This is a genomic window from Limosilactobacillus reuteri (assembly GCF_034259105.1).
GTDB classification, from domain to species: Bacteria; Bacillota; Bacilli; order Lactobacillales; family Lactobacillaceae; genus Limosilactobacillus; species Limosilactobacillus reuteri_G.
Genome location: NZ_CP139478.1, coordinates 1,388,627 through 1,410,000, shown reverse-complemented (window position 1 = coordinate 1,410,000; position 21,374 = coordinate 1,388,627). Strand labels below are relative to the sequence as shown.

41 protein-coding genes and 1 tRNA gene (1 of these 42 cut by a window edge) are annotated in these 21,374 nt (G+C 36.9%); 34 read left to right on the top strand and 8 right to left on the bottom strand.

From position 1 onward, the window contains the following. The 3 genes in view from SH603_RS07960 to SH603_RS07950 are tightly spaced (at most 31 nt apart) and all read right to left on the bottom strand, a layout consistent with a single transcriptional unit that may run on beyond the window. Nucleotides 1-306: the 5' portion of a hypothetical protein gene (locus tag SH603_RS07960; protein WP_169471144.1), read on the bottom strand. 39 nt of this gene lie to the left of the window's left edge; 306 of the gene's 345 nt are visible here — the first part of the coding sequence; it begins with the start codon at nucleotides 304-306; its stop codon lies beyond the left edge, outside the window. Beyond that, complete coding sequence (locus tag SH603_RS07955; protein ID WP_321533799.1) at nucleotides 299-727, bottom strand: hypothetical protein; 429 nt, start codon at nucleotides 725-727, stop codon at nucleotides 299-301. The genes SH603_RS07960 and SH603_RS07955 overlap by 8 nt, the downstream gene beginning before the upstream one ends. A gap of 31 nt (nucleotides 728-758) precedes the next feature. Then, nucleotides 759-1,295, bottom strand: coding sequence for a hypothetical protein (locus SH603_RS07950; RefSeq protein ID WP_321533798.1), 537 nt, complete (start codon nucleotides 1,293-1,295; stop codon nucleotides 759-761). Nucleotides 1,296-1,408: 113 nt separating this feature from the next. Here SH603_RS07950 and SH603_RS07945 point away from each other — a divergent pair, with 113 nt between their 5' ends. After that, nucleotides 1,409-2,041, top strand: a complete 633-nt coding sequence (locus SH603_RS07945; RefSeq protein WP_321533797.1) for a hypothetical protein — start codon at nucleotides 1,409-1,411, stop codon at nucleotides 2,039-2,041. Here SH603_RS07945 and SH603_RS07940 read toward each other — a convergent pair. Both SH603_RS07940 and SH603_RS07935 read right to left on the bottom strand, forming a co-directional pair. Then, complete coding sequence (locus SH603_RS07940; protein WP_321533796.1) at nucleotides 2,038-2,193, bottom strand: hypothetical protein; 156 nt, start codon at nucleotides 2,191-2,193, stop codon at nucleotides 2,038-2,040. The genes SH603_RS07945 and SH603_RS07940 overlap by 4 nt on opposite strands. Before the next feature lie 59 nt (nucleotides 2,194-2,252). Continuing rightward, nucleotides 2,253-2,918, bottom strand: a complete 666-nt coding sequence (locus SH603_RS07935) for an XRE family transcriptional regulator (RefSeq protein WP_321533795.1) — start codon at nucleotides 2,916-2,918, stop codon at nucleotides 2,253-2,255. Nucleotides 2,919-3,054: 136 nt separating this feature from the next. On the opposite strand from SH603_RS07935, the gene SH603_RS07930 reads away from it, so the two are divergent. Genes SH603_RS07930 through SH603_RS07915 form a run of 4 tightly spaced genes read left to right on the top strand, consistent with a single transcriptional unit; the run spans nucleotide 3,055 to nucleotide 3,960 of the window. Continuing rightward, nucleotides 3,055-3,276: an XRE family transcriptional regulator gene (locus SH603_RS07930; protein WP_321533794.1), complete on the top strand. Its 222-nt coding sequence runs from the start codon at nucleotides 3,055-3,057 to the stop codon at nucleotides 3,274-3,276. A gap of 56 nt (nucleotides 3,277-3,332) precedes the next feature. After that, nucleotides 3,333-3,674, top strand: a complete 342-nt coding sequence (locus SH603_RS07925) for a DUF771 domain-containing protein (RefSeq protein WP_321533793.1) — start codon at nucleotides 3,333-3,335, stop codon at nucleotides 3,672-3,674. Nucleotides 3,675-3,686: 12 nt separating this feature from the next. After that, nucleotides 3,687-3,809, top strand: coding sequence for a hypothetical protein (locus SH603_RS07920; protein ID WP_263863258.1), 123 nt, complete (start codon nucleotides 3,687-3,689; stop codon nucleotides 3,807-3,809). Nucleotides 3,810-3,819: 10 nt separating this feature from the next. Then, on the top strand, nucleotides 3,820-3,960 hold the full coding sequence (locus SH603_RS07915) for a hypothetical protein (RefSeq protein ID WP_321533792.1): 141 nt from the start codon (nucleotides 3,820-3,822) through the stop codon (nucleotides 3,958-3,960). Here SH603_RS07915 and SH603_RS07910 read toward each other — a convergent pair. Next, nucleotides 3,957-4,226, bottom strand: a complete 270-nt coding sequence (locus SH603_RS07910; protein ID WP_321533791.1) for a SinR family protein — start codon at nucleotides 4,224-4,226, stop codon at nucleotides 3,957-3,959. The genes SH603_RS07915 and SH603_RS07910 overlap by 4 nt on opposite strands. Nucleotides 4,227-4,317: 91 nt before the next feature. Here SH603_RS07910 and SH603_RS07905 point away from each other — a divergent pair, with 91 nt between their 5' ends. The 24 genes from SH603_RS07905 (at nucleotide 4,318) to SH603_RS07795 (ending at nucleotide 16,864) form a co-directional block, all read left to right on the top strand. After that, complete coding sequence (locus SH603_RS07905) at nucleotides 4,318-4,542, top strand: helix-turn-helix transcriptional regulator (protein WP_321533790.1); 225 nt, start codon at nucleotides 4,318-4,320, stop codon at nucleotides 4,540-4,542. Between the two features lie 4 nt (nucleotides 4,543-4,546). Next, nucleotides 4,547-4,729, top strand: a complete 183-nt coding sequence (locus tag SH603_RS07900; RefSeq protein WP_321533789.1) for a hypothetical protein — start codon at nucleotides 4,547-4,549, stop codon at nucleotides 4,727-4,729. After that, nucleotides 4,704-5,285, top strand: a complete 582-nt coding sequence (locus tag SH603_RS07895) for an NUMOD4 domain-containing protein (RefSeq protein ID WP_321533788.1) — start codon at nucleotides 4,704-4,706, stop codon at nucleotides 5,283-5,285. The genes SH603_RS07900 and SH603_RS07895 overlap by 26 nt, the downstream gene beginning before the upstream one ends. Nucleotides 5,286-5,614: 329 nt before the next feature. Continuing rightward, nucleotides 5,615-5,812: a hypothetical protein gene (locus SH603_RS07890; protein WP_321533787.1), complete on the top strand. Its 198-nt coding sequence runs from the start codon at nucleotides 5,615-5,617 to the stop codon at nucleotides 5,810-5,812. A 3-nt stretch (nucleotides 5,813-5,815) separates the two neighbouring features. After that, on the top strand, nucleotides 5,816-6,304 hold the full coding sequence (locus tag SH603_RS07885) for a siphovirus Gp157 family protein (protein WP_321533786.1): 489 nt from the start codon (nucleotides 5,816-5,818) through the stop codon (nucleotides 6,302-6,304). After that, complete coding sequence (locus SH603_RS07880) at nucleotides 6,304-7,680, top strand: DEAD/DEAH box helicase (RefSeq protein WP_321533785.1); 1,377 nt, start codon at nucleotides 6,304-6,306, stop codon at nucleotides 7,678-7,680. The genes SH603_RS07885 and SH603_RS07880 overlap by 1 nt, the downstream gene beginning before the upstream one ends. Before the next feature lie 9 nt (nucleotides 7,681-7,689). Continuing rightward, nucleotides 7,690-8,457, top strand: a complete 768-nt coding sequence (locus SH603_RS07875) for an AAA family ATPase (protein ID WP_321533784.1) — start codon at nucleotides 7,690-7,692, stop codon at nucleotides 8,455-8,457. A 2-nt stretch (nucleotides 8,458-8,459) separates the two neighbouring features. Continuing rightward, nucleotides 8,460-8,975, top strand: coding sequence for a DUF669 domain-containing protein (locus SH603_RS07870; RefSeq protein WP_321533783.1), 516 nt, complete (start codon nucleotides 8,460-8,462; stop codon nucleotides 8,973-8,975). A gap of 65 nt (nucleotides 8,976-9,040) precedes the next feature. Then, nucleotides 9,041-9,835 (top strand): bifunctional DNA primase/polymerase, encoded by a 795-nt coding sequence (locus SH603_RS07865; RefSeq protein WP_321533782.1) that lies wholly within the window; start codon nucleotides 9,041-9,043, stop codon nucleotides 9,833-9,835. Further along, a complete protein-coding gene (locus SH603_RS07860) occupies nucleotides 9,822-11,054 on the top strand; it encodes a VapE domain-containing protein (RefSeq protein WP_321533781.1) in 1,233 nt (410 codons plus the stop codon). Before SH603_RS07865 ends, SH603_RS07860 begins: the two co-directional genes overlap by 14 nt. 570 nt (nucleotides 11,055-11,624) lie before the next feature. After that, on the top strand, nucleotides 11,625-11,831 hold the full coding sequence (locus SH603_RS07855) for a hypothetical protein (protein ID WP_321533780.1): 207 nt from the start codon (nucleotides 11,625-11,627) through the stop codon (nucleotides 11,829-11,831). Continuing rightward, complete coding sequence (locus SH603_RS07850) at nucleotides 11,824-12,174, top strand: VRR-NUC domain-containing protein (RefSeq protein ID WP_321533779.1); 351 nt, start codon at nucleotides 11,824-11,826, stop codon at nucleotides 12,172-12,174. Before SH603_RS07855 ends, SH603_RS07850 begins: the two co-directional genes overlap by 8 nt. 49 nt (nucleotides 12,175-12,223) lie before the next feature. Continuing rightward, the gene (locus SH603_RS07845) at nucleotides 12,224-12,412 is read left to right on the top strand and encodes a hypothetical protein (protein ID WP_321533778.1); all 189 of its coding nucleotides are present in this window, start codon (nucleotides 12,224-12,226) and stop codon (nucleotides 12,410-12,412) included. 34 nt (nucleotides 12,413-12,446) lie between these two features. Then, the gene (locus tag SH603_RS07840) at nucleotides 12,447-12,617 is read left to right on the top strand and encodes a helix-turn-helix transcriptional regulator (RefSeq protein WP_321533777.1); all 171 of its coding nucleotides are present in this window, start codon (nucleotides 12,447-12,449) and stop codon (nucleotides 12,615-12,617) included. Continuing rightward, nucleotides 12,610-12,759, top strand: coding sequence for a hypothetical protein (locus tag SH603_RS07835; RefSeq protein WP_169493649.1), 150 nt, complete (start codon nucleotides 12,610-12,612; stop codon nucleotides 12,757-12,759). Before SH603_RS07840 ends, SH603_RS07835 begins: the two co-directional genes overlap by 8 nt. Nucleotides 12,760-12,817: 58 nt before the next feature. Further along, nucleotides 12,818-13,201 carry a hypothetical protein gene (locus SH603_RS07830; RefSeq protein ID WP_321533776.1) on the top strand — a complete coding sequence of 128 codons (384 nt, stop codon included), beginning with the start codon at nucleotides 12,818-12,820 and terminating at the stop codon, nucleotides 13,199-13,201. A gap of 13 nt (nucleotides 13,202-13,214) precedes the next feature. Next, nucleotides 13,215-13,691 carry a hypothetical protein gene (locus SH603_RS07825; protein WP_321533775.1) on the top strand — a complete coding sequence of 159 codons (477 nt, stop codon included), beginning with the start codon at nucleotides 13,215-13,217 and terminating at the stop codon, nucleotides 13,689-13,691. Then, nucleotides 13,691-13,885, top strand: coding sequence for a hypothetical protein (locus tag SH603_RS07820; RefSeq protein ID WP_321533774.1), 195 nt, complete (start codon nucleotides 13,691-13,693; stop codon nucleotides 13,883-13,885). The genes SH603_RS07825 and SH603_RS07820 overlap by 1 nt, the downstream gene beginning before the upstream one ends. A 63-nt stretch (nucleotides 13,886-13,948) precedes the next feature. After that, entirely contained in the window at nucleotides 13,949-14,098 is a 150-nt protein-coding gene (locus SH603_RS11365) for a crAss001_48 related protein (protein ID WP_419182117.1), read from the top strand. Then, entirely contained in the window at nucleotides 14,098-14,631 is a 534-nt protein-coding gene (locus SH603_RS07815) for a hypothetical protein (RefSeq protein ID WP_321533773.1), read from the top strand. Before SH603_RS11365 ends, SH603_RS07815 begins: the two co-directional genes overlap by 1 nt. A 138-nt stretch (nucleotides 14,632-14,769) precedes the next feature. Next, nucleotides 14,770-15,285 (top strand): ArpU family phage packaging/lysis transcriptional regulator, encoded by a 516-nt coding sequence (locus SH603_RS07810; RefSeq protein ID WP_169477357.1) that lies wholly within the window; start codon nucleotides 14,770-14,772, stop codon nucleotides 15,283-15,285. A gap of 641 nt (nucleotides 15,286-15,926) precedes the next feature. Further along, nucleotides 15,927-16,005, top strand: a tRNA-OTHER gene (locus SH603_RS07805). A gap of 159 nt (nucleotides 16,006-16,164) precedes the next feature. Further along, the gene (locus tag SH603_RS07800; protein WP_153704213.1) at nucleotides 16,165-16,374 is read left to right on the top strand and encodes a hypothetical protein; all 210 of its coding nucleotides are present in this window, start codon (nucleotides 16,165-16,167) and stop codon (nucleotides 16,372-16,374) included. Continuing rightward, complete coding sequence (locus SH603_RS07795) at nucleotides 16,352-16,864, top strand: DUF2335 domain-containing protein (RefSeq protein WP_153704214.1); 513 nt, start codon at nucleotides 16,352-16,354, stop codon at nucleotides 16,862-16,864. Before SH603_RS07800 ends, SH603_RS07795 begins: the two co-directional genes overlap by 23 nt. 180 nt (nucleotides 16,865-17,044) lie before the next feature. On the opposite strand, the gene SH603_RS07790 is transcribed toward SH603_RS07795, so the two are convergent. After that, the gene (locus SH603_RS07790) at nucleotides 17,045-17,428 is read right to left on the bottom strand and encodes a type II toxin-antitoxin system HicB family antitoxin (RefSeq protein ID WP_169472566.1); all 384 of its coding nucleotides are present in this window, start codon (nucleotides 17,426-17,428) and stop codon (nucleotides 17,045-17,047) included. Between the two features lie 58 nt (nucleotides 17,429-17,486). Beyond that, the gene (locus tag SH603_RS07785) at nucleotides 17,487-17,672 is read right to left on the bottom strand and encodes a type II toxin-antitoxin system HicA family toxin (protein ID WP_242079307.1); all 186 of its coding nucleotides are present in this window, start codon (nucleotides 17,670-17,672) and stop codon (nucleotides 17,487-17,489) included. A 320-nt stretch (nucleotides 17,673-17,992) separates the two neighbouring features. Between SH603_RS07785 and SH603_RS07780 the strand changes: the two genes are divergently transcribed. The 5 genes from SH603_RS07780 to SH603_RS11360 all read left to right on the top strand — a co-directional run bounded on the left by SH603_RS07780 (nucleotide 17,993) and on the right by SH603_RS11360 (nucleotide 21,371). Further along, the gene (locus SH603_RS07780) at nucleotides 17,993-18,244 is read left to right on the top strand and encodes a hypothetical protein (protein WP_321533772.1); all 252 of its coding nucleotides are present in this window, start codon (nucleotides 17,993-17,995) and stop codon (nucleotides 18,242-18,244) included. Then, nucleotides 18,237-18,740, top strand: coding sequence for an HNH endonuclease signature motif containing protein (locus SH603_RS07775; protein WP_321533771.1), 504 nt, complete (start codon nucleotides 18,237-18,239; stop codon nucleotides 18,738-18,740). Before SH603_RS07780 ends, SH603_RS07775 begins: the two co-directional genes overlap by 8 nt. 135 nt (nucleotides 18,741-18,875) lie before the next feature. Further along, nucleotides 18,876-19,331 carry a phage terminase small subunit P27 family gene (locus SH603_RS07770; protein WP_321533770.1) on the top strand — a complete coding sequence of 152 codons (456 nt, stop codon included), beginning with the start codon at nucleotides 18,876-18,878 and terminating at the stop codon, nucleotides 19,329-19,331. Continuing rightward, nucleotides 19,328-21,199 carry a terminase large subunit gene (locus tag SH603_RS07765; RefSeq protein ID WP_321533769.1) on the top strand — a complete coding sequence of 624 codons (1,872 nt, stop codon included), beginning with the start codon at nucleotides 19,328-19,330 and terminating at the stop codon, nucleotides 21,197-21,199. Before SH603_RS07770 ends, SH603_RS07765 begins: the two co-directional genes overlap by 4 nt. Beyond that, the gene (locus tag SH603_RS11360) at nucleotides 21,192-21,371 is read left to right on the top strand and encodes a DUF1056 family protein (protein ID WP_419182116.1); all 180 of its coding nucleotides are present in this window, start codon (nucleotides 21,192-21,194) and stop codon (nucleotides 21,369-21,371) included. Before SH603_RS07765 ends, SH603_RS11360 begins: the two co-directional genes overlap by 8 nt. The last annotated feature ends 3 nt before the right edge of the window (nucleotides 21,372-21,374 follow it).

Here is a 21,374-nt window from a genome sequence, read left to right as displayed (position 1 = left end):
GGTAGCAGTTACTATTCCAATGGCTGTCCCGTAGAACCATAATTTTTGTTTTTCAAATTTAGTGTTTATACTTTCAAATTTGATACCTGTATCAGCTTTGTTAGCATCGATTTTCTTTTCTAGTTGATTGAAATGATCATCAATGTGTCGCAAAATTTTTTCATTGCTCAGCTCTAATTCCGTGTGAGTTACGTATTTATCATTCATATTTGTTCCACCTCCACTACTATTATTATCTCTTGGCTTTTCAGGCGAAACAACTTTATCTATATTTTTAAATCTATCGTAAATTACATTATCATTCATGACGGTTCTCCAGAGGTATATAGGTATTTATGAATCTACAAACACGCAACGCTTCGCTTATTCCCATTTCACCTTTATGTTTTGTAGTGATAGCCACTTGAATGTTAACAACATCATTATCAGTAGAATTAATTGCTTCAAATTGACTAGCAAATTGAAGAATCCTGTCTTCTCTACTATGGGGAACACTTACTGGAGCAACTTTTTGAACGATAGGAATTCCGTTATTTGATAGTGTCACATATATATAATGATTGCGTCTTTTTATTTCTTGTCTAATCTCATATGGAACATAAATTGAAAATCTGATAGTAAAGTTTTTGGTAGGATCAATCATTTGAACAACTTGGCCATCATGTTGTATTTCAAATAATATAGGATAGACAGGTGCTTCTAAAATATCAGGATCTGTATAACTCATCTTCACACGTCCTTTCTCTGGAGAGGGTTTTTTAGTTATTAGTCATAGAACCGTCTGGATAAACATTGACGCTTTGAGCTGTTCCAGTCATGGTTCCTTGGGTTGGATCAATTGCCTTTACAAAATATGAGCCATCTGGGTTTTGAATAGGTTGATTAGTATCAGCGTCGTACATGATGGTCCAATGGTAGTTACCGTTACCATCACCATATTTTGCTTTGGCAGCATTTAATGCATCTTGTGCATTATTAATTTGACCATTATTAGCTTGCTGTGAATTGCTTTGCTGAGTTGATTGCACAGCTTGTTGCTGAGAACTATTTTGACCGCTTTGTTGAGTGGTAGTTTGGCTAGCTTGGCTATTAGATTGACTAGAGACAGCAGAGCTAGACGAACTTTGTGTATCTTTCTTGCTTTCCTTACGTACCTTGTGATGCTTAACAGCCTTAGTAGTAGTTACTGATGAGCTACTACTTTTTTTATTTGATTTCTGTGATGCAGTGTTACTACATGCTGTTAATGAAATACCAGCTAATAATGCTGCACATATTAAACCTATTTTTTTCAATTTTAAGCTCCCTAAGATGAATTCTTAATAGAATTGCTAATTTTATTGTTGAAACTGTAAATATTTTGAATTTATTGATAAATGTTATAATCAATTAAGAGGTGATATCTAATATGCTTACAAAACTCATTGCTTCCTTAATTACTGTTGGCGGAATGGGCTTCATGAATTTCTTAGTAACAGATCAATTAGGGATAGTTGACCTTCGTCATGATCATAAAACAGAAATGATAGCTTATTCTTTATTGTGGTCTATCTTTGATTTTGCAATATTTTTAATGATTAATTCTTTGCTACAACATTACTGTAAATTATCCGGAAATTGGTTAATAGTGTACAGCTTAATATTTACTTTAGTAGTAGCATTTTTAATAACTTTATTAATTGCAAGGCCATTAAATGGTTTTGCTTATTTTTGCTATAATCATGTAGCTTCTGGGCAAATAAAAAAAGCTAATTTTATTCCTGGATCTACATTTGCTAATAAACTCAATAATGACAAAAAAGCAATTGTTTACTTGTATGATTTTGACCATAATCCTATTAACTTTGGAATTTTAGATGAATATTCCTTAGATGATACAGGGCAGCCACAAATATCTTTGGTGCCGGGTATGCAAAGAATCCAGCCTACTTATCAAAACCTTATAGATTACATAAGTAAAGACAAAATATATGAACAGTATCAACCATTTTCTTATATTAATTTTGAACAAAAGTGGATTATGTTTGTATTACAAGGCTAGGATTTTTTGTCGATGTTTGGAATAGATGGCATCGATCTATCTGTTGTTGGTTTCTTGTATGTTTTATTATTTAAACTTCGTTTTACAACATTTGGTATTGGCATCCTCTTAGTAAGGTTATTATTTGCCTTTGGATTTTGTTTCTTAGCCATAAAATGACACTCCTTAAATATATTCCAGCTTTTAACGACATCAGTATTTGGTCATTAGATTATTTAATACTCCACGAAACGTGAATAGCCTTACCAATAATACGACCTGGATTATCTTTATCTAAGATAATTGGGTCGTATTCTTTATTATCTGGCATTAACATAATAAGATTACCTTGACGTTTAACTCGTTTCAGTGTCGCTTCATTATCACCATCAACGAGAACAGCAGCGATTTCACCATCTTCTACTGTGGGCTGTTCTCTAATGGTTACAATTGATCCATCATGAATGGTTGGTTCCATGCTTTTACCTTTACAACGCAGAGCGAAGAGGTTGCCTTTTGGAACAGGCCTTTCAAAGATCTCTTCAACGTAGTCTTCAATATTTTCCTCGGCTGTGATTGGATCCCCACAGGCAATCTCGCCAATTAAGGGGATGCTAACACGTTGAAATTTATCTCCTAATGGATAAATTATATTAGTTGACTTTTTAATATTGGAATCATCATTATCTCCAATCGAAGCATTTGTTATCTCACCAATTTTTACATTAAATAAATCAGCTAATTTTTGTAATGATCCCATACGTGGAACTTTTATGCCCGTCTCCCAGTTAGAAATTGTTTGTTTGGAAACAGATAATTTATCTGCTAGTTGTGACTGTGTCCACCCTCGACTATTTCTTAATTTTTTTATCTGGGAAGCAATTGAATTTTCAACCATGCTGTTCAACTCCTTCAATAACAGTATATAACTTTTGGTTATCTTATAAAACAAAAAGTTCTATAAAATTTAGAAAAGTAGTTGACTATAACTTAAAGTTATATTAATATATAGATGTTGAAAGGAGGTAATGTGAATGCCAAAGGGTACTAAAATATCTCTTAAAGCAGCTAGAACTAATGCAAATATGACTCAAAAAGATGCGGCTAATGCTCTATCAGAGTACTTTGGAATGAAGATTTCTCGACAACGTATTATGGAATACGAAAAGCATCCGGCAACCGTTCCGCCTGGTTTTGGCCATGGTTTTGCAACTATTTATAGGTTACCGATAGATGCTATTAATTTTAGTAATTAGTCAACTTAAAGTTATACAAAAATTACCGTGTTCTGGATATGTAAGGAGGTGATTAGATGGAACAAATAAGCATACCGATTCCGGATGAGCCAATCAAGCAAGCAGTGCGTGAAGCAGTAAAGGAATTTGACCTTGTGCCACGTGAAGATTTGCGGGCTTATTGTCCGCCGCTTGATGATGTCCGCAAGGACTACTTCCGCAATCATTCTAAGAAATGGATTCGTAATCTGATCTTTGACCGTTTCCCCGAAACTCTTGATGTGAACGGAGGATGGGCGGTTAACCCGTCAGGCAAAGAACCCGGAATGAGAGGAACATACGTCAAGTTTGAGCAAATGAAGCAGTGGCTCGATGAACACGATGATGAGATTGATTGGTACGAGAAACTAGCTAGTTAAGGAGGTAATTTGATGTTAGGACTAGCAATTCCGTGGATCGTGATCATTGCTTGCTTCTTAGTTGGAGCAATCGTCAACGTTATCGAGGGCGAAAAATTGAATGTATTGAAGCCGAAGTATCAAAAGAAGCATTAGGAGGTAGATTATGGAAATTAAGATTACAGGAACTACTGAGGAAATAGAAAAACTGTTCAATGCTATTGGAGGTAGCAAAGAACAGTTAAGAATTCTAAAGAGAATAGAAAGAAATACAGAACCTTTAACAAGTAATGGTGAGAAGCATTAAAGATTATCATTCAACCATTTGGTTAACTCTTCGGATAGTCCATGCCAAGCTGCCTCACCAGTCAATTTACCGACAAACAGTTTATCATTATCGTCTAAATATGGAGATAAAGTATTGCAAATGTCTTTTGAACTATTTGAAGAGCGAACACACCAACTGGAATCACAAATATGTGCCCAAGCGGGATAATCTTTGATTTTCTTAATTAATGATTCGTAATCCTTGCCTGGCTTGTCAAGGTCATAAGTAATTAAGTATGAATTCAAATTATTTCACCTCACTTTTGATTGGATTAACGATTAATTTACTAAAAGGAGTGTTATGTAAATAATCACAATTTCAATTATAGCACTACATATGGATATAGAAAGGGTGGATTTATGCAAGATGTTGTGGAATATCATACAAGTTCAATTAGATAAGAAAAATATGACAGCTTATCGCTTATCTAAAATGACAGGCATACCACTAACAACAATTTATAACTACAAAAACGATGGGAAGGAACCACCGTTCAAAAATATGTGCAAGATTGCTGACGCATTAGACGTTAGCTTGGATGTTTTCAGAGAAAGGAGGTGATTGAATGACGAAGATCATTAATTCTAAGCTCGTAGCAATGCTAATAGGTGCTTGGATAACTTTCTGCGCGATGACCGGTGACTATGGCGGAGCAGTATTCCTGCTATTCTTCTACTCACTAATGCTATGGGATTTTAACGCAAAAAAAGAGGTAGCAAATCATGGAAGAAATTTGGAAAGACATTAATGGATATGAAGGCTTCTATCAAGTTAGTAATCTTGGAAGAATTAAAAGCCTTAAACGTAAAGCGGATATTCATTCAAGCAAACGAACTGTTAATACGCGAATTCTTACACCTTATCAAAAAGAATATGGGTATTACGCAGTAAAGTTGAGCAAAAATGGAATTAGAAAAGGATTTTTAGTCCATAGATTAGTAGCGAAGGCTTTTATAAAGAATCCTTTCAATTACGATCAAGTTAATCATAAAGACGAAAACCCCCGGAATAACGTGGTATCCAATTTAGAATGGTGTAGCCCAAAATATAACAATAACTATGGAAAACATAACAAAAGAATTAGTAAAACCCAAATGAAAGCTGTACTACAAGTTGATAGCAAAGGAAATATAATACGTAAGTTTAATAGTGTTCAACAGGCTGCTGATTTTGTTAAAAGAAAGCCTGTTGGTGTATCAAGAGCTGCTAAGTCAAATCAAAAATATACATGTGGTGGATATTTTTGGATGTATGCATTAAAAAATAATGCCAACGGCGCTGGTAACACCGATGGCAATAAGTAACGACAATCGCTACATTCTAAAAAATTGAACTAAGGGGATTATAGCATGAATAAATAACAAGAGAAAACTATTGAAGGAATTATCGAATTAAAGAAGTTCAATCAAAAATCAATCCTAGAAGGATTTAAAGTAACTGTCGATGAGTATTCGACACTACTTCATTATTACAACGTTCAGGATAAATTAGATAAGTTGATCAATTTAGAAGCGGGGTGGAACTATGAAAATTAATTGGGACAAGCTGTTTGAAGGTGATTGCGAGTCAATGCCTAATTGTCCTTGGATTGATCATGAACCATATAACGATGGCTTAGCAGGTGATGACGACGATGAAAATTAATCAACACAATTTACGGATTCACAAGCTCATTGAAGGCAATCTTTTTAAGTATAGCCAGCATATGAGTGAATTAGCACAAGGGCATTGTACCAGCGAAGGATATATTAAAGAGCTAGAAAAACTACGTAATTCATTGAAATCAACCGTGAAATGGTTAAACAGCCTTATTAAAGATACGGAGGGGTAAAAGTTGAATTTATTCGAGCTAAATGAACAATATCAGCAGTTAGCTGATCGTGACGACCTTGACCCTACAGTGTTGGTTGATACCTTAGACAGCATTGACGATGCTTGGAATGACAAACTTAACAATATTGCCAAGTGGTGTGAATCACTAGACAGCGACATTGACTTCTTAACAAAGAAGAAGCGGTCAATCAGTGATGAATTAACTTATCGGAAAAACCTACGGAGCAACCTCATGACCTACATGACTGAAGCAATTGACGAACGAGGGCTTAAAGAAGTTCACACTGAAGACTTCATCTTAAGGCCACGCAATTACAAGCAACGAACGGTCATCGATGACGAGGGCAAGATTCCACCTGAATACCGTAACTACGAGAAGTACCAAGGAATGTTTGATGTCGACAAGGCAGCAGTCTACAAGGCGTTAAAGGACGGCGTAAACGTTCCTGGAGCACACTTGAAGAAGAATAGGGGAGTAGTAATTAAATAATGTTTAAGCTCCGTAATTATCAACAAGAAACCGTTGATAAAGTTTACCAATCAATTCGAAACGGTCATAAGTCGATTATGGTGCAGCAGCCTCCTCGTACAGGAAAGACAGTAATCATGGCTGATATTGCTAGACGAGCAACATCTAAGGGCAACAGAATTATGTTTATAGTTCATCGTCAAGAAATCATTGAACAAGCCATTAAGACTTTCGAAAACGATGGAGTTGATATGAAACTATCACAAATAGGGATGGTTCAAACATTTACCCGACATATTGAAGAATTAAAGCCACCTAAAATTATCTTTGTGGATGAAGCTCACCACGCTACTGCAAAAAGCTATCGAAGAATTCTAGACGCCTTCCCAAATGCATATAAACTCCTGTTTACTGCTACTCCATACCGCTTAAATGGTAAAGGATTCACAGATATTGCAGACGATTTAATCACTGGTAAATCAGTTCCTTGGTTAATCAAACATGGTTTCTTAGCACCGGTAGATTATTACGCACCTTCCCAGATTGATATTAGTAAGTTACGAACTAAATCAACCGGGGATTACAGTGAAAATTCCATTAAGGAAGCCTTGAAACCACGAATTTATGGAAATGCCGTTCGCCATTATCACGAATTGGCTAAGGGGATGCAAGCTATCGCATATACCTATAACGTCGATAGTGCGGTCCGGCTAGCTAGAGCGTTTAATGGTCATGGGATTAGTGCCCGTGCAGTTTCAGGAAAGACACCAAAAGATGAGCGAAAACAAATTATTGAAGATTATCGTGCAGGCAAAATAAAAATAGTAACTAATGCCGAGTTATTTACGGAAGGCTTAGATTTACCAAATGTCGATTGTGTGATTATGATGCGACCAACTCAATCATTATCTTTGTACTTACAGTTCGCGATGCGTTCCATGAATCCACGTGAAGGTAAGACAGCGGTCATTATTGACCATGTTGGTAATGTAGAGCGATTCGGATTACCAACCGACAAAAGACAATGGTCACTTGAGGGGGTTAGCAAACAAAACAAACGTTCCTCTTTGGGGACAGTAATTAAATCAGTAACTGTTTGTCCACGTTGCTTTGCTTCTTTCTATCGAACTGGTGACAGTTGTCCATACTGTGGGATGCGACTAGGAGAAGAAAAAGAACTAGAAGTAGTTGATGACGTTAAGTTAAAGAAAGTTACTCGGTCACGATTAGGAATTGTAAAACAATTGCAAAAATCAACAATCATGAAAAACGTTGCTGGCAAACGGCCGAGTGAATTGAAAAATCTAAAGGAAATACAAGCCTATGGAAAGCTACATGGCTATAAGTCCGGTTGGGCTTACTATTATGCAAAAAAGCATGGGTTATTAAGAAAGTGAGGTTAAATTATGAGTATTTTACCGCCTAATAAGCCACAAAAGGCGCGGCGAATACCACGGAATTATTTTATCTATGGCGATACGATGTCAGGAAAATCATATCTGGCAGAACGGTTTCCGAGTCCATTATTTCTCAATACCGATGGTAACAGTGAGATGAATACTGCTCCATCAATTCAATTAAGAAATGTACGGAATTCAGATGGCTCGCTTAAAAAGTCGGTGATTGACCAATTAGATGAAATCATTCTTGCATTAGGTACGGAAAATCACGGATATAAGACAGTGGTTATTGATGTGATTGATGATGTTGTCACTCTAATTGAGCAAGCTATCTGTTATGACAACAAGGTTGAAACATTAGGTGATGTTCCATATGGAAAAGGCTATGCCCAATTCAATACCGTCTTTCAAGCGTTTGTGACCGAATTGAAAGGGTTGCCAATGAACACCATCTATATCAGTCGTTTGATGATGCTAACAGACGAGGCTACAGGACGAACAGACGAAAGACCATCTTTGAAGCAGAAGTACTACAACGTGGTTAATGGTAACTGTGATTTAGTGATTGAAACTAAACGCTTTGGTGATCGATATATTCGCATGGTTAAGGATCGGCGAATTCACTACTTAAAAGAAGACATCACAGACCCAACTATTTTACGAGTGTTAGAACATGTTAACGGTGTATTCGACAAGCCAAGAACCACTACACCAAAAGAACAAAACGAAATTGTAAATCAAATTAAAAAGCAAAATGTAAAGGAAGGTAATTAATTATGAGTTTACGAGATGCAATGAACAATGTAGCTAAGAATTTTGATGCAAAGAACGATTCAATCAATGAATTTAAGGGACTACCAAGCGGTAATTACACCGTTGCGGTAACAAAAGTAGAAGACTCTACTGCTCCTTGGGGTGCGGAACAATTAAGTTTCGTCCTTGAAGTAGTAGAAGGTGAACATGCCGGCAGTAAAGAATTCCTTCGAATTGGTTTAGATGAAGTCACTGCTAAGGGGAATCCAAATCCGTTTCTTGAAACTAATATTCGTATGGTTATGAAGTTAGCTGCTGTCTTGGGAACAACAATTCCAGATGCTGCATGGGACGATGATTCGATGATTTATGCCAACCTCACTAAGGTATTTCAAAAAACGGTTGGTAAGACTATGACTATGCACTTGGATGTACGCCATAACAAGAAAAATCCTCAATATCCATACCGCAATTATGACTTCGATGCAGTTGAACAACCAGCTACACCAGAAGTTAGTGATGACCAAATACCATTTTAATTAATTATTTTGAGTCAGTGAACTTACAACACCGTTCGGGTGGGAAGCCCGTTAAGGAGGCAACAATGAAAAATTTAGTTAATTATGCCTTAGCTTACCAAGCTAAAGGATTAAGTGTCCTCCCAGTTGCTGGTAAACAGCCATTGATTAAATTTGCGAATAAGCCACCTCTGACAGCTGAACAAATTAAAGATATTTGGAGGCAACATCCATACGCACAAATTGCATTACGAACAGATAAATTCTTTGTTGTTGATATTGACCGCAACCATGATGGTGAAATTGATGGTATGAAATCAATAGAACAACAACCATCTGAATATTATCCAGAAACATTAATGCAAACTACCCGACATGGTGGTCAACAATGGTTCTACTTAAAACGTCATGATATGAAGGTAAATCAATTAATTGGTTATCTTCCTGGTGTAGATGTCAAAGCACACATTAATAACTATGTAGTGGTTGCACCGAGTGAAGGTTATAAATGGTTAAACAAACATGCTATTGTAACTGCTCCAAAATCATTAGTCATAAATATTAACCAGATGCGGGCCAGTAATCGTCGAAGTAGTCCCGATGATTTAGTCTTAAAGCCTCGTCAACGTAATTCAACCACTGATTTACTAGAAACAATTGCGAATGGTTTAGGCGATAAAGGATTGAGAAATAAAACGTTAGCAGGTTTGGTTGGAGCAATTTTATTTCGGGGAGTACACCAAAAAGAAGCTTATCAATTAGCTTTAATGGCAAATGAAAATACGCCCGATCCACTTCCGGAGGAAGAAGTAAATCGGACGTTTAGATCAATGGTAAAACGAGATATCAGAAATGGAGGTGCAAAGAGTGGCAACGAATAATATTGTAAAAAAGCCAATTCCGTTTGAATTAAACGGTCAAGGCAATCCTAAATCTAACAGTCTTAAAAATATTGGCTTGATTCTTTCCCAAGATTCCATTCTTCATGACACCTTCAAATACAATGAATTTGCTTATTCAATTGATGTTGTCCGAGATATTCCGGAATTATTCATTGAAAAAGGACAAATGGATGATAGTTATATGGCAATGATTCTTCGCTACATAGAAGACTCGTATAACATCATGTTTCAAGAGCGATTGCTCACTATGGGAATTACAGTAGAAGCTCGTCAGCACCCTTACAATCCAGTTAAAGACTACATGGAGCAATGCTATAAGGATTGGGATCACAAAGAACGAATCAAGGACTTTCTGCCAGTTTATTTAGGTGTTCCAACTAGTGAAGTAACAACACTTCAAACTAAATTGTTTTTAGTCGGTGCAGTCATGAAAACTTATAAACCTGATAGTAAGTTTGATTGGGTGTTTGACTTAGTTGGAGGACAGGGAGTAGGTAAGACCACACTGTTAAAAAAATTAGCACACGGCTGGTATACAGACCAGTTTACTGATTTCAAAGACAAGGATAATTACGCAAACATGTTGCGAGCTTTAATTGTTAACGACGATGAAATGACAGCAACAAATAACTCAGACTTTGAAAATCTAAAGAAATTTGTTTCAGCTGAGGAGTTAGAGTTCCGGCCACCCTATGGTCGACATACAATTCGCCGACCAAAGAATTTTGTCATGGCCCGGACAACTAATGAATCAACTTACTTAAAGGATAAAACTGGTGAACGGCGATTCTTACCGAATATGGCTGATAAAAGTCGAGCCGTTGCTAATCCGGTAACTGATTTAGATGATGAAGAAGTAGCAAGAATCTGGGGAGAAGCAGTAGCGCTTTACAAAAGCGGTTTTAGTTTCATCCTCAACAAAGAACAACAGAAACTAATTGAAGATAACCGGAAGTCATTCATGTACATTGATGAAACAGAAAACCAGATTGAACGGGTATTAAGTACCTGGTCTGATGACTGGATTGAAAGTTCTGAAATAGCTCAAGAACTAGGAGAAGATAATCTAGTCCGTAACCGTTCGCTAGCGAAGAAAATTAAGTATGTCATGGATAATCGTAACGATTGGAAAGCAGGATACAAGAAATTAAAAAATATCGTTCATAGAGGATATAGAAGAGTTAAAAGTTTACAGTAGTTGACACTGGTTTACAGTAAAAATCAAGTAGTGTAAACCCTTATAAACGTTGTCATATCAACACTTATCTATAGTAGGTTTACACTACTACACTATTTCTATAATAAAAAAATAATATATATATAGTATATAAGTACTATATAAAGTTGAAACTAAGTGTAAACCTGTAAACCATAGTCTAATGTGTTGAGAGAGTAAGGGTGAAGACACTTTTGCTAGTGTAAACTTAGTGTAAACCATATCGTAACGATTGGAAAGCAGGAAGTAAGAAAGTTAAAGGATTATCTCGTAGAGGATATAGAAGAGTTGCGACTAGTTGACAGTGGTTGCGACTAAAAATCGGTTAGTGACAACCCTTATAAACGTTGTCATATCAACACTTATAAGGTATAGGTTGTTACTACTACACTATTTCTATAATAAAAAAATAATATATATATATAGTATATAAGTACTATATAAAGTTGAAACTAAGTCGCAACCTCGCAACCGAGGGTTAATCCCTTGGGAGAGTAAGAACAAAGTGGTTTACAGTAGTCGCAACCTAGTGACAACCTGGAGGAATGAATTATGGAAGAAAAAATTTTACGTATGAAGTCAGGAAAAGTATATCGGTTAGAAGGCAAAGCACAAACCCCAATGGGGATGTCTATTGATCATCTTATTGATGAGTGGATCAATCATCCAGATAAGATAATGATCTTTGAAGATTCAGAACACCGTAACGTTTGGACTCGGCTTGGCAACATTGAGGACATTGAAAACTCTAATGACTAGTGAGCATAAAATTCAAAACGATATTCGGGTGGCATTGTCAAAGCATCATTGCACAGTGTTCCGGGTGAACGTTGGTAATGTTAAAACCGCCGATGGGAGATTTTTCAGCGCTGGTGTGCCTTCGGGACATCCTGATCTTTATTGCTTTAAGTGGTCAAACGGAAAAGTTTGTTACATTGAAGTGAAAAATGAAAAAGGTCGATTAAGGCAAGATCAGTTGGCTTTTCATCGGGTACTAATGAAACATCATATTATTCATTGCTGCGCTCGTAGTGTAAAGGACGCTATTAAAACTATTGATGAAGAATTAGTCGGCTATGGTTATCCTGACTGGAGGGCGTAATTATGAAGAGTTGGTTGGCTATGGTTTCAAAAACTATGGAGGAAGAATAATGACCAAAAAAGAAATTTTATTAGAACTTATTAGCCGTGTTTTAACTGGCGAGTACGAGCTATGTGAGGTTCGCCGGTCTAATCATTACGAATTACAAGAGTACGACTTTGTAATAAAAAAGGCCTCCTCGAAAGGAGACCGGGCTAGTAAAAAACCTATGACAAAAGAAGAATTTGATAGGCTTTAAAATCCTAATGTTGTGGAAATTAATAAAAAATCAAATGGATAAGCAAAATATTTCAGCTTATCGGTTAGCAAAAATTACAGGGCTTAGTTTGAATACTATGCAAAATTACAAGAATGGGCATGAGCCAAGCTTTACAAACATGGTCAAAATAGCCGATGCCTTGGGTGTTAGCTTGGATGAATTTAGGGAGAAGAAAAATGGATAGTGTGTTATATGCGTTTCTGTGGTTTGCAATTGTGCTGATCACAGTAACAACAATGAAATTTGCCGGTGGATGGGTGTTATTGCCGGTTGTGCTAGTAATTATTTTGGCATTCATTGCCGGGAAGATGCGAGAGGAATGGTAGTGAGGACAAACAAAGATATTGAATCAATTGAATATGGAGTGAAGGTAGGTAAGCGAAAATGATTTATCCAAAGATAATTAGGGGTTATAAAGCAACTCCTCATAAAATTGTCAGGAACATTGATGGCGAATGGTATAAATCATGGCCAACTAAAGAAATCTGGCCTGCAGGTAGCAATGTACCTGATGTTAATGGCGAATACGATGGTGGCTATGAATGTGCATATCGGTGGTTTCCAATTGGCAAAGATTATCCAAAGGGCGAATGGTATGAACTCAAGCCACATTTTTATGGTTGGTATGAAGATTTAAAACCGGGTCAAAAGCCTTTAAGTGCATATTATTGGCATATAGGGGAGCCTGAACCAACCTTTCACGAATACAAACACGTTGATGGAATTATAAAGCACGTTAAAACAACTTATAAAGAGTTACCTTTTTAGGGGGTCAGCAAAGATGAAGATTAAGGAATTTATCGAAAAAGTAAACGAAGTAGCGTATGCAAAAAAGGACGGTGACTGTATTTACATTTGCGATGGAGAAACTACTAGCTACCAAGACTATTATTTTTTGGCATTTTTAGTTACTTCAAAAAGCATGGACTTGGACTGGGAATGGAGATACTTGAGGTACACTGATGCCTGCAAGTTACGGACCATATTGAACCTCGTAAAAGAGTTACAGGATACTCCAGTCAAAGATCGTTTTTCTGAAAAGAGGTATTATTTGCGTTGGATTGATGACAAGGATGGTAACCAAAATTATATAGAATTTGATTCTAATATGGGTTGGTATATGTGGGGCGATAAAAATGCTACAAATACTTTTACCAACTCACAGCTAGAACAATTAAAGAAAGACTATCCACGTTTTGCATCCATAATTGATGTAATGAAAGAAGAGGTCAAAGACGATGATGGGGAGGAAGAATAATGAAAGTACATTATATTCATGCAACTGATCCAGAAAAATTTGATAAAAACGTAAATGAATTTATTAAGGATAAGAAAGTAATTGATATTAAGCCTTATCCTATGGTGGATACTAATATCACTGGTGGATTTGTAAATAATATTCTTAGAGACTTTTATCTTGATTGCGTTGTTATGTATGAGGAGGAAGAATAATGACAAAAGAAGAAATATTCAATGACTTTATCCAAAAAGTAAAGTTGGATAATTTTCAATAGAATGAATCGACTAGATGAGTTCATGGATACAGAAGAGTACAGACATCTGAGTGATAAAGAACAGCGCTTGATGATTATTCAGTACAACGCTATGCAAGTATACGCTGATGTACTTTTACAAAGAATTAATGAGATTAAGGAGCGACTGTAATGGTAAAATTAAAGAGCAAAAGCAAAAACCGCCGATGCAAGAAACGTCAACGGCGAGAAGAAAATAAATTAAAGCGGGAGGAAAAGAAAATGGCAATTCCTAAAAGGCTGTCTGAAGCAATGAATTCATTAAGTAAGAATAGCGAGTGGGGTGAAGCTACCGAAATGCCAGAAGATGTACTAGCACCCAGTGATTGGCGACTCCAAGAAATTATGAAGTTTCGCAAAAACTTGGAGTTACGAGAAGCTAGAAGGATTAAAGAATCCGAATGGCGAATTAAGCAGTATTTTCACAAGCACAATATTAATAACCCTTTTGCTCAAGCTTATATTTTGCGGAAAATTGAAGCTAAACAGTCTACTATTCTAGAGATTACAGGGCTATCAAAACCAGAATACTATCGTCACATAGGAGTGTTATTTCGTAACGCAGGTAGATACAGGCAACTAAGAATCACAGATGTAGAAGCGGCTTTGATGCAAGAAAAATTATCTGACATTTTGAAAGACACAAATAGCAAGGTTACAGAATAGATATGTGTTGTCTAACACTAACAATATGGTTGCATGTATTTGCATTCTATGTAACATAAAAAAGACGCTCTACTGTGAGAACGCCCTTGAGATATAAAAATAAGCAAAACTATTATATCACAAGGGGAGCGAAATATCGTGGAGTTATTTCCAGAATTAAATGAGAAGAAAACCATTCAAAATGTCCGTAACTTTTTCAATAATGATAAGAAATATCAAAAGATTCGTTTGAATGCTTGGAACGATGGGATCAAAGAGCAAAAAAATGATGTGACTGGTATTCATGGATCACGTAAAGGCAATGGATCAGAAAAGATGATGATTTACTATGCTGAATGTGCAAGAGCAAAGCGAGCCGTTGAGAAAGCGATTAGTGCTTGTAGCGTAGGAAGCCAAGACATACTCAATTGGCACTATGTTAAGCAATTGACAGTCGTAGAAACTAAACTTCATATTAATCATCACTTGGGGCATTCAACCTTTAAAAATGCTGATGAGGTAGCTTGTTTAGAGTTTGCTGAAGCTTGTGATCGAATCTCAATGCAAATGAATTGTAACCTCGAAATTCTCCCCTTATTTCTCGATTTTGATGACGATGACGAAAAAGCGGGAACAAATCAGGAACAAAACGGGAATAAAACAGGAACAAATTAGGAACTTTTCGGGAACAAAATGGGAAGTTCAAGGTGATATTATAGTATTGTCGAAAAAATAACGATAACTCCATGATAGTTTTAGATGTGCTTTAGATCGATAATGTTTAGAACTTGGTCTTGTTAGACTGTGTGGAATCCGGTAACCAAGCCGACGCGATGGTGGCAGAGACCATAATCCACGTTGAGACTATCATTTACAAGTTTTACGGTAACAATTAAATTTGGCTTGTACGTCTTAAAAATCTCCTTTAGATCATTAAATTTACATGCTACTCTGATAGTCTCGTAGCAACCGTGCTATAATCAGCAGAAGAGTACGTAATCTAACTCAACGGCTAACAGGTTACAACAATTAAGGACAACAATACCGTTACAGGAGTAGGCGGAAAACTACGACCGGGTGCGGTGATTGTGTGGTCCTAATTATGCGAATACGTAGATTAGATACCGAGTTAATTGCTCGTGGGGGCAGTTCCCAATGTTCGCAATTTATCACGGTTAAATTAACTATGATAGGAGATGAAAGCTCCTCTTTCGTAATTACATAGTACTTTTTTGTCCAGCCGTGATAGTAATACAGAGATGCAAAGAGTAACAAAATTCAAAAACGATTAGTGGATGCAAGCATTTCTGTATTATGCTGACGTAGCTCAACGGTAGAGCGTCACCATTGCTCCGTTTCAACGTGAAGATAACAGTTCAATTCTGTTCGTTAGCATTGTCCGCAATGACGTTAAACTATCTATTTTCACCTTAGGCTAGTCTTTAAGGCTGGCCTTTTGTATTATGATTAATCGGTTTTTTTCATATCAAATTGATATGAAATAACCAGATATGGTAATATATAGTTGTTAAAAGATGTAAGGAGGTTTTTAAAATGCAAGATTTCTTTAATTTAACAATAAAGACAGTTAATGATCTTATTATGCTTCCAAACATCCTTGGAAAAGTAATTGGGGTTAATCACTTTAAATCGCATAAGCCGTTAAACGAAACTTATGGAGGCTTCACTAATAGCGATTGGAAAAAGGTTGGAAATGATATGAAACGAGGATTAATTTCTTTTGGAAAAGAAGCAAGATCATAACTTACCTAAAACCAATAAAGACAATACGCAGAAACAAATTAGTAAAGATGATCAAGAAATAATTGATCAAGTAAAGAAATTACCACTTTCTGAAAAACAGCAAGAAGATATTATTGCTACAATGGAAATGTATAGTGGCCCTATTCCCCATCCTAAGATTTTGGCTGGATATCAAGCTCTTTATCCAAATGCTGCCAAAAAGATTATCGAGAATGGACTGGATGAATCACGACACAGACGTCACTTGGAAACCGCTCGTCAAAAAAGGCGAGGGCGTTTAGCTTGGGCATCAATGATATTATTAGTGATTGTTTGCTTAATTTTTATGATAGGATCATTTTATTTGATACTAAGAGGTCATCAAATAATAGGTTCAATATTTGGAGCAACATCGTTTTTAACATTGGTGGGATCATTTATGAGTAATATTAATGTGCTCTCTAGTAATGATGATATTGCTAAGCAAACTCAGGATAAAAATAATGATTAAGTCAGCTTAACGGCTGGCTTTTTTGTTTGGAGATAATTATGAGAAATTACAAGAACTGGGGCACTGTTAGCAGCGGTGCTGAATTGTATATGTTAGCTCATGCTGAACGCACTAGGAAACAATTGGCAAAGAAAAAGCCGACAGGTCAACGCTTGCCGGCTTTTAAAATACACAAAAATATTAAACACTAAGTTTTTCTTTTAGCGCAGTCGTCATTACTTCGCTAAAGTTAATACCATTTTCTTTACCTAATTCATTTAAGTAATTAGGAATGGTGATAGTCTTCTTAATTACTTTGTTATCATGCTTGCGCTTGTATTCTGAAACGTTAATGGTAACAAGAGTAACGGTTGCACCATCTTTAGCTTGAGGCAATTTGGTATTTGATTCAGGTAACTTATCTTCAAGGGAATAAGTACCAATGTAGTCTTTTGCCATTTCCATTGCATCTGCAATTGACTTACCTTCAGTCATTCCGTCAATATCTGGAATTTCGACAAAGTAAGGGTAGTCGCTGTTATCGTCTTTAGTAATGATAATCGGAAATACTTTAATGTCGTCCATAGTGATCCTCCTTAATTTTGGTACACAAAAGCTCGGCTCAATTAAGAGCCTTGCTTTACTACTTTAGGTTGAATTTTCTTATCAAAGCATTGTATAGCTTATCGCTAAACTTCGGGTGACGTGGCAGTTGGGTTTTAATTTTACCGTTTGACCAAATGTCGTGATTACCACCATGTCTAACGAAGTACCAGCCATTATCTTTGAATTTCTTTTCAACCTTGCGACGTTGTACCAAATGTTTCACTTCCCTTCAACACTTATTATAATACACGTATTCAATACGTGTGTCAATGCAATTATACATATTTTACACGTATTTTTTCAGAAAGGTGGTGTGGTGATATGCCAAGAGTTAGACGATGTAGGCAAACATAATGCAATGGTTAGCAATCATACTAACAGCACTGTTCGTAGCCGCTAAGTTAGTTGGATTAGTTACGTGGAGTTGGTGGTTGGTATTCTTACCATCATTAATCCTGGCTGGTTTGTGGTTGCTGTTCTTTATTGTAGCGTTTGTGGTAGCAATGATGGAGGATTACTGAGATAAAACAGGAGGAAATAACAATGATTAAAAAGAAGATTGGTTTCAAAGTATATGAAGATGATTGGTCTGAACGTCAACATAAAGACCCAATGAGTTTTGGAATGGAGAAATGGCTCAATGATTTAGCCGAACAATATGATGATGTGGAGGTTGTTGGCTTTCAACACGGTCAAAGCGTTGATGTACCTGTGACTCAACCTATTGTCTATGGTGATAGTAATAAACCTTATGAGACCGTTTATGTAATTGCTAAGGTAATTAAGTATGTCTAGGTTTAGACGTTGTAGGCAACCTGGCTGTCATGCAATGGTACAGTTCCCTAATCACTATTGTACTCAGCATTATGAACATGAAGCAGAGTATCTAGCTAACAGGCAACGATGGGCACGATCACATGACAAACAGTATCAACATAAGTACAACCATGTCACTCGATATCGTAACGATGTTAAGAGTGAACAGTACAACTTCTATCGAACAACAACCTGGGTAAGACTAAGACAACAAGCACTTGATCGTGACCACTACGTCTGTCAGTACTGTGGTCAACCTAACAGCAAGACTGTCGATCACATTGTACCGATTGAGTATGACAAGCAACTCAAAGATCATCTTGATAACTTAGCAACCATCTGTCGTAAGTGTCACCGATTAAAGACTGACTGGGAACGCTCATGGTACGGAACTGGGAAAGGCAATCAACTAAAAAACGTTCCAGAAATTTTAGAAGTTTCAAAAATCAAAAAGCTTTTTCCAAAAACAGAGTGAATAAAAACATCCCCCCCTTACCACTGGGCTTGGAAGAGCGCACACATTGGACTGTTCTTTCATGCAAGCGATAATTTTTAAATTTTTTGACCCGGGGGGGGGGGGGGCTAACCAGAGCAGAAAGGAGGGCATTGAATGGCTAAAAAGGTCTATTATCAGCAGAATAACGGGCATTTGCCGGCTACACCACCGCATTATTTAGGCACTTTAGCTAGTGCCTGTTGGCGTAAAATCGTGCCCTTTTTAGAATCAACTGGACGAGTTGAACGAATCGACGTTGGCTTAGTCGAACAATACTGTGCAAACTACGAAATTTATCGTAATGCATATCAGGACATTCAAGATAACGGGATCCAAGCGAAGATTTTTACTTCTTTGCAGGACTCAACCGGGAAAATTGTCGGTAAGGATTTTGCGGGCTTTAGAAAGAACCCGGCGGTGGCCACGATGAAAGATGCGTTGAATCAGCTCAACTCAGTCGGTATTCAATTAGGGCTGTCACCTAAGAGCCGACAAGAGCTGATGAGTATTGCTAGTCACAAGAAAGAAAAGTCAACGGCAGAACAGCTTAAGGAGGCCGGAATTGTATGATCGATTTAACGCAAAGCCATGACGTACTAGGGGCATATCACAGTATTGATTTTAATGGTATTCGTAAGAAATACACTGATCCAGCTACAAAGTATGCTTTTAAAGTGCTGAATGAGGAAGTTGTGACCGGCTATCTAATCAAATTGGCCGCTTTCCGACATTTACGAGATTTGCAAAGATCAGAAGAAGCCTCTTTTAGATACCACTACGACCTAAAAGAAGCGGAAAAAATTCTCAAATTTGCGGCTATAGCGCCTAACGTTGACACCGACAAGCCAACTAAGCTAATGGATTGGCAGCAATTTATTTTTTGCTTAATTTTTGGTTGGCGAGATGACCTAGGAACCAAACGCTTTACTCGTGTGATTTTATCTGTCGCTCGTGGCCAGGGTAAGACTTACTTAATGGCTATCTATATGACTTACTGCTTTTTAATTGAATCAATGGGACTGGCTAACCAAGATTTTTTGGTTACTGCATCAAACTATGATCAAACCGGTAAGCTATACGGATATATCAACCACATGTTGAAGCAGATTATTGCAACCCAACCTGTCTTTGCCACCTTAGCAAAAGAACAGGATATAGTGATCCATGATCATAGTGGGATTAACATGCGAAAGCCTAATAATAACTTGTGGCCAATGTCGATGAACGCGGACAAATACGATAGCAAGCATTTTACAACCGCAATCTTCGACGAGATTGGTAACGTGCCTACTCGTAAGGGCTCAGAGGATATTATGTCTGGGCAATCCAAGATTCCTAATCATCAATATATTGAAATTTCAACGGCTTATCCAGATCCGACATACCCTTTTCACAGTGACCAAAAGGTTGTTCAACAAATTATGGAGAAAGACTATAGCCGTGACGGTGATAGAATGCTGGGACTAATCTGGTCACAAGATAGCTTAGACGAGACCTTTAAAGAAGAAACATGGTACAAATCAAACCCACTGCTTTACCTTCACGGGCAAAAAGATGTGCTTTTAGAAGGGCTTCGTGATAAACGTGATTCAGATATGCTAACTGGGGCTATTCATGATTTTCAAAACAAGAGCCTTAACCTCTGGTTGCAGGAAGCAACTAATAGCTACTTGAAACTATCTGACATTGAACGAGCAATTATTCCGAGTTTTGATATTCGTGGTCGTGACGTTTATATCGGGTTTGACTACTCGATGTTCTCTGATAATACCGCAATTGCTTTTGTCTATCCTTATCAAGATGGGGATGGACGGCAAAAGTGGCACATTGAGCAACATAGTTTCATTCCTTGGGAAAAAGCCGGCTCAATTCAAGCTAAGGAAAAGCAAGATGGAATTGAATATCGTGAATTAGCTAGGAAAGGCTACTGTACAATTACCAGTCATCCACAAGGATTAATTAATGATGACCAGGTTTATCACTGGTTATTATCCTATGTTGAAGAAAATAACTTGCACGTAATTTTCTTTGGTTATGATGCTTGGGGTGCTACTAACGCAATTAAGCAAATGGATATCAACACTGATTTTCCGCTTGAAGCAATTCGGCAACGGACTAGCGAACTGAAAGACCCAACGAAGTTCTTGCAGAAGTTATTTGTTGAAGGCAACTGCAGTCGGTTAGACGATAAAATCATGGAAAAGGCGTTAATCAACGCTGAAATCTATGAAGACAAAATTGGAATTCAAGTCGATAAAGCAAAGGCAACTCTTAAAATTGACGTGGTCGATGCGATTATTGACGCACTCTACCAAGGAATGTATCACTTTGAAGATTTTGGGATTGCTAATGATAAGAGCCAGCAAGTCGATCGAATGACTGCAGAACAAGTTAAAAAATGGTTTGAAAGTAAGGACAGTGGTTTACTCGATGATTAAAGACATTTTTACAAGTATTTGGAAGTATTTTGATGTTATTTGTTTTCTCGGTGCGATGTGTTTTGCTATTTGGGGATGTTTCTTATTAAGTTTCATTGCTGGAATATTTAGTGTTGCTATTAGCTTGATAATACTTGGTTATCTATCGGAGAAGATAGCTAACCTTCATTGAAAG